This is a genomic window from Azospirillum sp. UFLA03-27 (assembly GCF_059803775.1).
Genome location: NZ_JAUQTX010000377.1, coordinates 1 through 4,391 on the forward strand (window position 1 = coordinate 1; position 4,391 = coordinate 4,391).

Here is a 4,391-nt window from a genome sequence, read left to right on the forward strand (position 1 = left end):
GCCACCGGCAAGACCTTCCACTGCTACGTCAACCCGGAGCGCGACGTGCCGCCGGACGCCGTGGCGGTGCACGGGCTGACGACGGAGTTCCTGTCGGACAAGCCGCTGTTCAACGACGTGGTGGCGGAGTTCGTGGCCTTCATCGGCGACGCGCCGCTGGTGATCCACAACGCCGCTTTCGACATGCACTTCCTGAACTGGGAGATGCGGATCACCGGCTACCCGGTGATGCCGAAGGACCGGGCCATCGACACGCTGATGATGGCGCGGCAGAAGTTCCCCGGCGCGCCGGCCACCCTGGACGCGCTCTGCAAGCGCTTCGGCGTCGACAACTCCAGCCGCACCTACCACGGCGCGCTCCTCGACGCCCAGCTTCTGGCCGAGGTGTATCTGGAGCTGCGCGGCGGGCGTCAGGCCGGTCTGGCGCTGGCCTCCGGCCCGGCGGCGGGCGGTCCCGCGGCGATCCGCATCGACCGCCCCTACCGCGCCCCGCGCGCCCACGCGCCGAGCGAGGAGGAGCTGGCGGCCCATGCGGAGCTTCTCAAGAAGCTGAAGAACCCGCTCTGGGCCGCCGAGTGAGTTGTTATTCCCTCTCCCGGGGCGGGAGAGGGCTTTGAACCTTACGGCAGCAGCACCGTCGACCCGGTCGTCGCGCGGGACTCAAGCGCCCGATGGGCCTCCGCCGCGTCGCGCAGCGCGAAGGTCTGGCCGACGTTGATGGTCACCCCGCCGGTATGCACCACCTCGAACAGGTCGGCGGCGCTGGCCATCAGGTCGTCGCGCTTGGAAACGTAGCTGAACAAGGTCGGGCGCGTGACGTAGAGCGAGCCCTTGGCCGCCAGGACCTGGAGATCCAGCGGCGGGACCGGTCCGGACGCGGCGCCGAACAGCACCATGAAGCCGCGGGGCCGCAGGCAGTCCAGGCTGTCCATGAAGGTCGTCTTGCCGACGCCGTCATAGACCACCGGCACGCCCTGCCCGTCGGTCAGATCCTTCACGCGATTCACGAAATTCTCGCGCGTGTAGACGATGGGATGGTCGCAGCCGGCGGCGCGGGCCAGCTCAGCCTTCTCGTCGCTGCTGACCGTGCCGATCACGGTGGCGCCCAGATGCTTCGCCCACTGGCAGAGGATCTGGCCGACGCCGCCCGCGGCGGCCTGGACCAGGATGGTGTCGCCCGGCTGCACCGCGTAGGTGGAGCGCAGGAGGAACTGCGCGGTCATGCCCTGGAGCAGCATGGCGGCGGCCTGCCGGTCCTCGATCCAGCTCGGCAGCGGAATCAGCCGGTCAGCGGGGGCGAGGCGGGATTCGGCGTATGCGCCGATCAGCGGCGCGTAGCCCACCCGGTCACCGGGCTTCAGCGTCGTCACGTCCGGACCCACGGCCTCGACCACGCCGGCGCCCTCGGTCCCGATGATGGCGGGAAGCTGCGGCAGCTTGTAGGCGCCGGAGCGGTGATAGGTGTCGATGTAGTTCAGCCCGACGGCAGTCTGGCGCAGGCGCACCTGACCGGGGCCGGGGTCGCCCACCTCGATCTCGTCCCAGCGCAGCGCTTCGGGTCCGCCGTAGTCGTGGATGCGGATCGCGTGAACCATGGTGGTTGGTCCCTTCCCTTTTTATTGAAGCTGAAGCTCCAGCGTATCGCCGGCCTGTTCCGCTGTCACCCGGTACCGCCGCTCGTGGCGGAGCAGCCAGTCCTTGGTCTGCAGGCCGCCCAGGCCGGAATAGCCGCCGGGCGCCCCACCGCCCCCGACGATGCGGTGACAGGGGATGATCACCGGGATCGGGTTGGCTCCGCAGGCCCCGCCGACGGCCCGCGGCGCCGTGTCCAGCAGCCGCGCGACGTCGCCGTAGGTCAGGACGCCGCCGTAGGGGATGCCCTGCATCGCCGCCCAGACCTTCTGCCGGAAGGCCGTCCCGCGGGGGGACAGCGGCAGGTCGAAATCCAACCGCGTCCCGGCGAAATAGTCGCGGAGCTGGCGCGCCGCCTCCTCCAGCACGGGGTCCGGCCGGTCGTCGCCCAGCCTGCCCCAGTCGAGCGCCACGATGGCGCCGGCGGCGCTGGTCAGGGTCAGCAGGCCCAGTGGGCTATCGATGGTCAGGCTGCCGGTGGCCGGGTTTTTGAGGGTCGTCGCCATGTTGGTCATCTCCGGGCCAGGGCAGCAGCCAGCGCGTCGGGCGCGGTCACCGGGGGGGAGCAGGTCATGCCGGTGCAGACATAGGCGGTCGCCACCCCGCCCTGCATGCCCTTGCCGTGCGCCGGGTGCCCGGCGGGCAGATCCGTCCCCGGCGGCAGGACGCTGAGGATGCGGTCGGGAAGCGGTCGGTCGAGCACCGCCCGGCGCAGCGCCGCGGTGTCCGACGCCTGCGGGTCGCCGACGATGACGATTTGCTGGGCCTTCTGGAGAAGCTCCGCCGCGTTCAGGTAGGTCGGCAGCGGGAAGAAATTGCGGCTCAGCTCGCCGGAGAAGGCGGCGGCCAGGGCATCCGCCCGCTCCCGGTAGGCGACCTCGCCGGTGCGGTGGTGCAGGGTCGCCAGAACGGCCAGCATGGTGCCGTTGCCGCTCGGCGTCGCCGCGTCGCCGGCCGACTTGGTGCGGACGATCAAGTCGTCGGCGTCGTCCGCCGTGTAAAAGTAGCCGCCGGCCTGGGCGTCCCAGAAATGCGCGTCGAGCACCCGCACCCAGGCCCGCGCCTGTTCCAGCGCGCCGGCGTCGCCGGTCGCCTCGTGCAGGGCGAGTGCTGCGCGTGCCATGTGGGCGTAGTCGTCCAGCGTTGCCCGGTGCTTGAGCTGCCCGGCCCGCCAGCTGTGCAGCAGGCGCCCGTCCTCGGTCATGCGGTCGCGGACGAAGGCGTAGGCGCGCTGCGCGGCTGCGATCCACTCCGGCTCGTCGAAGACCATGCCGGCCTGGGCGAGGGCCGCGATCATCAGGCCGTTCCAGTCGGCCAGCACCTTGTCGTCCCAGCCCGGCTTGATCCGTTTTTCGCGCTCCTGCCAGAGGATCGCCCGCTGTTCGGCCAGCGTTGCCTCGGTCTCGGCGTCCAGCGCCTCGATGCGGTGCAGCCGGTTGAGGATGGTCGCCCCTTCCCAGTTGCCCTGTGGTGTGACGCCGTAGGCGCGCTTGAACACCTCGGCGCCGGGGCCGAGGAGCCGGTCGATCTCCTCCTCGTTCCAGATGTAGAAAAGACCCTCCTCGCCCTCGCTGTCGGCGTCCTGGGTCGCCGCGAAGCCGCCGCCCTCGGCGATCATCTCGCGCAGAACCCAGCCCACCGTTTCCCGGATGCGCGCCTCGAACAGCGGCTCCCGCTCCGCCTGCCAGACCAGCGTCATCAGGTCGAGGAGCTGGGCGTTGTCGTAGAGCATCTTCTCGAAATGCGGCACCAGCCACATCTCGTCCACCGAGTAGCGGGCGAAGCCGCCGCCCAGATGGTCGTAGATGCCGCCCTGGCTCATATGGGCCAGCGTGTTGGTGACCGCCTCGCGGTAGGGCTCCTTGCCGGTGCGCAACCAGGCCCGCCACAGCAAGGTGAAGATCGGCACCTGGGGAAATTTCGGGGCGTGGCCGATGCCGCCGTGGAAGGGATCGACCTCGCGGACCAGCCGGTCGGCGATCTGGTCGAGCATGGCGAGGTCGACCTCCCCCGCCGCTCGGTTCTCGGCCAGCTTGTCCAGCGCGTCTTTCAGCGCGGCGACGTTGCGGGTCACGTTCTCCGGCTTGTTGCGGTAGGTCTCCGCCACGCCGCGCAGCACGTCGGGGAAGCCGGGCCGCCCGTAGCGCGAGGCCGGCGGGAAGTAGGTGCCGCCCCAGAAGGGCTCGGCCTCCGGGGTCAGGAACATGGTCAGCGGCCAGCCGCCCTGCTGCCCCAGCATCGCCAGGGCCGACTGGTAGATCTGGTCGACGTCGGGCCGTTCCTCCCGGTCCACCTTGATGTTGACGAACAGCTCGTTCATCAGCCCGGCGATCTCGGGGTTCTCGAAGCTCTCGTGCGCCATGACGTGGCACCAGTGGCAGGCAGCGTAGCCGACCGACAGGAGCACCGGCTTGTTCTCGCGCTTGGCCCGTTCGAAGGCGTCGCGGCCCCAGGCCATCCAATGGACGGGGTTGTCCTTGTGCTGGAGCAGGTAGGGGCTGGTCTCCCGGCCAAGCAGGTTCGCGGGCATCGCAGGCGTTTCCGGTCTGTGGCGTGGTTGGGAATAAACTGGCGCGGCGGTGCCGTTGCGCCAGGGCTCCCTATCTGTATAGTGGGGCATGAGCCGAAGCGGCGCTCAACCCTTAATTTCCCGCGCACCGCGCGCCTTCCAAGGGAATGGGGCCATGAAAATCACCATCGACATCGACTGCACTCCCGAGGAGGCGCGCCACTTCCTGGGCCTTCCCGACGTGAAGCCC

General features: G+C 69.9%; 5 protein-coding genes. 2 read left to right on the forward strand and 3 right to left on the reverse strand.

Going from position 1 to position 4,391, the window contains the following annotated elements:
• Positions 1-579, forward strand: a 579-nt coding sequence (dnaQ, locus tag Q4I23_RS30860; protein ID WP_498528751.1) for a DNA polymerase III subunit epsilon, incomplete at its 5' end; no start/stop codon positions are given.
• 41 nt (positions 580-620) lie between these two features.
• Here dnaQ and Q4I23_RS30865 read toward each other — a convergent pair.
• From Q4I23_RS30865 to Q4I23_RS30875, 3 genes are read right to left on the reverse strand one after another with little or no spacing between them, the layout of a single operon-like run.
• Positions 621-1,595: a quinone oxidoreductase family protein gene (locus tag Q4I23_RS30865; protein ID WP_119507520.1), complete on the reverse strand. Its 975-nt coding sequence runs from the start codon at positions 1,593-1,595 to the stop codon at positions 621-623.
• 21 nt (positions 1,596-1,616) lie between these two features.
• Entirely contained in the window at positions 1,617-2,138 is a 522-nt protein-coding gene (locus tag Q4I23_RS30870) for a methylated-DNA--[protein]-cysteine S-methyltransferase (RefSeq protein WP_454020275.1), read from the reverse strand.
• Positions 2,139-2,143: 5 nt separating this feature from the next.
• A complete protein-coding gene (locus Q4I23_RS30875) occupies positions 2,144-4,162 on the reverse strand; it encodes a thioredoxin domain-containing protein (protein ID WP_498528752.1) in 2,019 nt (672 codons plus the stop codon).
• A gap of 154 nt (positions 4,163-4,316) precedes the next feature.
• Between Q4I23_RS30875 and Q4I23_RS30880 the strand changes: the two genes are divergently transcribed.
• A partial coding sequence (locus tag Q4I23_RS30880) for a DUF6489 family protein (protein ID WP_498528753.1) occupies positions 4,317-4,391 on the forward strand: 75 nt, incomplete at its 3' end.